The sequence below is a fragment of the Blautia sp. ZXY-1-B12 genome, from assembly GCF_056339915.1.
The window spans coordinates 1-5,941 of sequence record NZ_JBWJVP010000266.1 but is presented as its reverse complement, the minus strand read 5'-3'; the positions used below and the strand labels follow the sequence as shown (position 1 = coordinate 5,941).

Genomic DNA, 5,941 nt, shown 5'->3' with positions numbered 1-5,941 from the left:
AGGGAGAATGTAATGGAGAAAAAAATAGGATATACACAGGGAACCTTTGATATGTTTCATATAGGACATCTGAACCTGATCAGAAATGCAAAAAAACATTGCGATTATCTGATTGTCGGTGTGAATGCGGATGATCTGGTAGAGTCATATAAAAACAAAAGACCGATCGTTCCGCTGGAAGAAAGGGCAGAGATTGTACGGGCCATCAGATATGTTGATGAGGTGATCGTGACGACAACCCTGGACAAAAAGCAGGTATGGGAAAAAGTCCACTTTAATGAAATCTATATCGGAGATGACTGGAAGGGCAATGCACGTTGGGAAAAGACCGGAAAAGAAATGGAAGAGCTGGGCGCTAAGCTGGTATTTCTGCCATATACCAAAGATACATCCTCAACGATGCTTCGTGAGAAATTAAAAGAATTCTAGGGAGCCAGATATGAAAAAAAGAATAAAAAAGAAAATAAAAAAACTGAAAAAATCCATTAACAAGATTAACAAGGTCAGAGTTCAAAAGGGAAGAAAAGCCATGTTGCAGGAGACATGGGCAACTGTGACCTATGGATTATATGATAATCGCAAGATCAGACGCCTTAAGAAATTCCCCCCTGCACTTGTAGAGAATAGAATGCTCTTTGAAACAAATGATGATTTTACGGATAATGGTCGTGCTTTGTTTGACTATCTTATTGAGAAAGGATACAACAAAAAATATGAGATTGTATGGCTGGTCCATGAACCGTCTAAATATAAAGAATATCAGTTTGAAAATGTGAAATTTGTGCAGAACTTTCAAGAACGGTTCCACGATCCGAAGAGCAGAAGCATATAAATATGCACTGACATCAAAATATATTTTTTACACCCAGGCTTTTAACTGGATTGGTATGTCGAGAAGAAATCAGCTCTTTATCGATCTCTGGCATGGCTGTGGTTACAAGGCAAATAAGAACGGGCGTAAGGTTTTCTTTGATTATTGCCTGGTACCGGGGGACATTTTTATTAAGACCAAAATGGAATTTTTTGGATGTACTTCCAAAAAACTGCTCTCGTTTGGATATCCCCGTTATGATATGATGCTTAAGGGCAGTGAACGTGCAGATGAATATAAAAAGAAACTTCTGAAGGAAACAGACAGCGAGAAACTGATCCTGTGGATGCCAACCTACAGACATGCTTCCAGTGAGCGTCTGAACGAGGAAACCTTAAATAATGAATTCAATATTCCTATCATTGATGATGCAGATAAGCTTCTGGAACTGAATAAGTTCTGTAAGGAGAATCATATTCTTATTGTTATCAAGAAGCATTACCTTCAGGTACCTTATGATTTTGGTGAGAATGTCCTTACCAATATTGTTTATCTGGAGAACAGAGATCTTGCGGATAACGGACTGCAGCTTTATGAGTTTATCAACTGTTCGGATGCGTTGGTTTCTGACTATTCTTCTGTTGCGATCGATTATCTGCTGTTAGACAGACCGCTTGGATTCACACTGGATGATTATGAGGCTTATACGGAATCCAGAGGATGGGTGTTTGATGATCCGTTGGAATATATGCCTGGCGAACATATGTATAATATGCAGGATTTTGAGAATTTCATCCTGGATATTAAAAACGGAAAAGATAATTATAAAGAACAGCGTGCCAGTGTAAGAGCAAAAACACATAATGTGTGTGACAATTACTGCCAGCGTGTATTGGATTATTTTAACATTACAATGTAATGATATTATAGCAATTCCATAAATTATTGCAAACAATCCAGTCCATCATAGCGTGAAGTCCTGCGTCAGATATCTTTGCCGTGCGTCAGCACGCCTGCAGATATCTTCCTTGTCCTTCACACTCTGCTGAACTGCCTTGATTGTATTATTTTATGGAATTGCTATAGGATACAGATATCAGAAAGTCATAACAGGAGAAAAAGATAAATGAAAATATGTATTTGGTGCACCAAGATATTTGATCTTGGCGGAACTAAGCGAGTTGTCACACTTCTTGCGAATGAACTTGTAAAAGAGCATGATGTGACGATCATGGTATATCAGGACAGATTTAAAGAAGACCGGAATATGTATCATATGAGTGAGGATATCAAGGTTGACTTTATTGATAATAATGAGTTTGTCAATCGACATCATACACCGGCTTTCTGCTGGCGTTATCTTGTTCAGAAACTGAATGCCAAATATGGGATTTTTAATAAAGAAAAATATAATGATATTCTGGCAGATGCGATTTTCCCGAAAAAGACCAGAGAAAAATGGGTAAAATATTTAAATGAGCAGAATTATGATATTATTATCACAACTGCAAGTTTAAGCCTTCGTCTGGGTATGCTGGCGCCGGAGCTGAATGCAAAGACAATCGGATGGCAGCATAACTGTTATGCCGGATATCTTGATGTTCCTAATGTCGTATTCTGGAAACAGGAATGTCTGCTCCAGGAATATCTGCCGAAGCTGGACAGATACATTGTTCTCAGTGACTATGATAAGCGCGATTACAAAAAATTTCTGGATATTGATACAGAAGTTAAAATTAATCCCCGAAGCTTCGTGAGTGAGAGAAAATGCGACCCAAAATCCAAGCGTTTCCTTATGGCTACACGATTTGTATATGCCAAGGGTCTTGATCTGATGATGGAATCTTTTGAAGAGTTCTGTAAGCAGGATGATGAATGGCAGCTGGATATTATCGGAGCTGGTGATCTCTGGAATCAGATTGTGGCGGATGCAAAGAGACGTGGTATTGAGGACAGAGTTAATTTTGTCGGTTATACAAATGAGCCGGAGAAGTATTATCTGAATTCTTCTGTTTTCCTTCTTCCGTCCAGGTGGGAAGGATGGCCGATGGTTATCATGGAAGCCTTTGAATTTGGTCTTCCTGTCATCGCATTCCATACAGGAGCGATGGATCTGATCATCGATGATGGAAAAACAGGATACCTGCCGGAAGCTTTTGATACAAAGAAATTTACAGATGCGATGCTGAAGCTGGCACATGATGAAGAACTCCGCAGAGAGATGTCCAGAAATGCAATCTGGAAATCTGAGGACTTTGCCATTGAGAAGGCAGTTAAAGAGTGGAATCGTCTTTTTAATCGTGTAATGGGAATCAAGACCTTTTATATGAAAAATGAAGAACAGATTCTGGAGTGCAGGGAGAAATATCCGCTTAGAACCAGCTATGCCGAGTTTGTAAAGGAATACCAGATAAGAGATAATACAATTCTTTATGAAGCTTTTGGCGGACGTGGTATGATCTGTAATCCTTATGCTCTGTTTTTGTATCTTCTTGAAAAAGAAGAGTATCAGGATTATACCCATATCTGGGTGCTTGAGGACTTCGAGGATAACAGAAAACAAATTGAAAAATACGAAAAATATCCGAACGTGCGATTTGTAAAATATAAATCAAAGGAATACTGTAAAGAACTTGCGACAGTGAAATATCTGGTAAATAATGTAAGCTTTCCAAGCTATTTCCTTAAAAGAGAAGGTCAGGTACTGATCGATACCTGGCATGGAACTCCTCTGAAGAATATGGGATTTGATATTCCGGGAGCAAATATTTCTCAGGGAAATACAGCAAGAAATCTGCTCAGTGCAGATTATATAGTTTCCTCCGGACCTTATATGACAAAGACAGCATACAAAGATTCGTATAAAATGCAGAATCTGTATGAAGGCACAGTGTTGGAAGAGGGCTTCCCGCGTAATGATAAGCTTTTTGACAGTGACAGAGCAGAAGTGATACAGGAACTTAAGGATTGCGGAGTGGACGTAAAGGAAGATAAAAAGATTATTCTTTATGCACCGACATGGAGAGGCGAACAATACAGCCGTCCGGATACAGATTTGCAGGATGTCTATAAGCTGATCAATGTAATGGAGAACAGTATAGATACAAATGAATATCAGATCTTTGTCAAGCTTCATCAGATCGTATATCACTATATGAAAGAGAATGCCATGGAACCTGGTGATGCGCAGACAAAATTTATTCCTGCAACAATGGATACAAATGAGATTTTGTCAGTGACAGATGTACTGATTTCTGATTATTCCAGTATTTTTTATGATTTCATGCTGACAGGAAAACCGATTCTGTTTTATGTGCCGGATGCGGAGAATTTTGAAGATTACAGAGGTCTGTACTTCGGATTTGACAAACTTCCGGGACCGGCAGTGTCTACCCCTGAGAAGCTTGGTGAACTTCTGAAGGATCTTCCGGGAGTGGCTGTTTCCTGTAAAGAGAAGTATGAAAAAGCAAGAGAACAGATATGTCCGAGAGATGATGGAAAAGCATGCAAACGTATAGCAGAAGTCCTGCTTGATGGAAAAGAACCGGTAAATCCGGTATATCTGAATCAGACAGATAAAGTAAAACTTCTGGTATATGCCGGAGATTTCAGTGATACACAGGAGACAGAGGCATTCTATGAATTTCTGAACAAAGTGGATTATGAGCATTTTGATGTGACGTTGATCGGGAATGGTGCAAAAGAAGAGGAGTCTTCTGAGAAATTGAATAGTCTGCCAAAAGAAATCAGGGTTTTATACTGGAAGCGTTCCTACCCGGCTACGGACGAAGAATATGTATGTCATAAAAAGTTTATGAAATCTAAGAAAACAGAAGTGCCGGAGATGCTTCTGGATTTTTACAGGCGTGAGCTTCGCAGGATGATCGGAATGTCAAAGTTCGACTATGCTCTGGTATTTACTGATATGAAGAAGTTCTTTCCTGCAATGTCAGGGGCTCTGGATGTGAAGCAGATATTTAATATAGAAAACTGGCAGAATTTGTTGAAGTGTTAAAGCTTCATTAAAGCTTCACAGACAGATCAGAACCTCATTGGAAAGAGGCGGAAAACGGTATACTTTAAAAGATATGTAAGGCAGTCTGGCAGGTATTGGGCCAGGCTGCTTTTCTGAATGCGGATCTTGAATTATCATTTTATGGACGCAGATAATTACGCATGGATTTCAGTGCATTTTTTTCGAGACGGCTGACCTGTGCCTGGGAGATGCCGATTTCCTGAGCTACTTCCATCTGCGTCTTTCCTTCGTAGAAGCGCAGTTCTATGATATGCTTTTCGCGGCTGTTCAGCCTCTGCATAGCTTCGCGGAGAGCAAGATTTTCAATCCAGCGTTCTTCTTTGTTTTTTTTGTCACTGATCTGATCCATGACATAAAGAGTATCACCGCCTTCTGTATAGACCGGTTCAAAGAGACTCACAGGATTTTGGATAGCATCAAGGGCATATACGATCATTTCTTTTTCGATACCAATTTCCTGTGCAATTTCGGTAACTGTAGGTTCTTTCAGGTGCTGCTTCATATAATTTTCGCGGGTATAGATTGCTTTGTATGCAATATCACGAAGAGAACGGCTGACGCGGATACTGTTGTTATCCCTGAGATATCGCCTGATTTCGCCTATGATCATTGGAACTGCATAAGTGGAAAATTTTACCTGTAAAGTGGTATCAAAGTTGTCAATGGCCTTGATCAGACCAATACATCCGATCTGAAAAAGGTCATCGGCATTTTCGCTGCTGTTCTGAAATCGTCGTATTACGCTGAGAACAAGACGTAGATTTCCTTTAATGTACAATTCACGTGCCTGTTCATCGCCGCTTTTGATCCGTCTGAACAGTTCCGCTTTTTCTTCTGCTGTAAGAACAGGAAGTTTCGACGTATTGACTCCGCAGATTTCAACTTTGTTCAGTGCCATCTTATTGAATCCTCCTTATTATCTCTGGATGTAAACCGACTATTCGCAGATATGAGCCAGGATCCTCCGAAATCATTTCAGGAAATAAAAAAAGGACAGTGGCTGCCGAATAGTTGCCATATACTTCAGTAAGAATGATTCTCATATAGCAGTGGATTTATACTTTGACCGGGAAAATATAAAAAATATAGGTCCT

5 protein-coding genes are annotated in these 5,941 nt (G+C 39.7%); 4 read left to right on the top strand and 1 reads right to left on the bottom strand.

Going from position 1 to position 5,941, the window contains the following annotated elements:
• From AC075L_RS18905 to AC075L_RS18890, 4 genes are all read left to right on the top strand, one after another.
• Positions 1 to 429, top strand: a 429-nt coding sequence (locus AC075L_RS18905; RefSeq protein WP_476388025.1) for an FAD synthase family protein, incomplete at its 5' end; no start/stop codon positions are given.
• A 10-nt stretch (positions 430 to 439) separates the two neighbouring features.
• Positions 440 to 832, top strand: coding sequence for a hypothetical protein (locus AC075L_RS18900; protein WP_476388024.1), 393 nt, complete (start codon positions 440 to 442; stop codon positions 830 to 832).
• Complete coding sequence (locus AC075L_RS18895) at positions 780 to 1,730, top strand: CDP-glycerol glycerophosphotransferase family protein (RefSeq protein ID WP_476388023.1); 951 nt, start codon at positions 780 to 782, stop codon at positions 1,728 to 1,730. The genes AC075L_RS18900 and AC075L_RS18895 overlap by 53 nt, the downstream gene beginning before the upstream one ends.
• A 207-nt stretch (positions 1,731 to 1,937) precedes the next feature.
• Positions 1,938 to 4,826 (top strand): CDP-glycerol glycerophosphotransferase family protein, encoded by a 2,889-nt coding sequence (locus tag AC075L_RS18890; protein ID WP_118331133.1) that lies wholly within the window; start codon positions 1,938 to 1,940, stop codon positions 4,824 to 4,826.
• 139 nt (positions 4,827 to 4,965) lie between these two features.
• Here the strand turns inward: AC075L_RS18890 and sigG are convergent, their stop codons facing one another.
• Entirely contained in the window at positions 4,966 to 5,745 is a 780-nt protein-coding gene (gene sigG, locus AC075L_RS18885; RefSeq protein WP_022381304.1) for an RNA polymerase sporulation sigma factor SigG, read from the bottom strand.
• Positions 5,746 to 5,941: the final 196 nt, after the last annotated feature.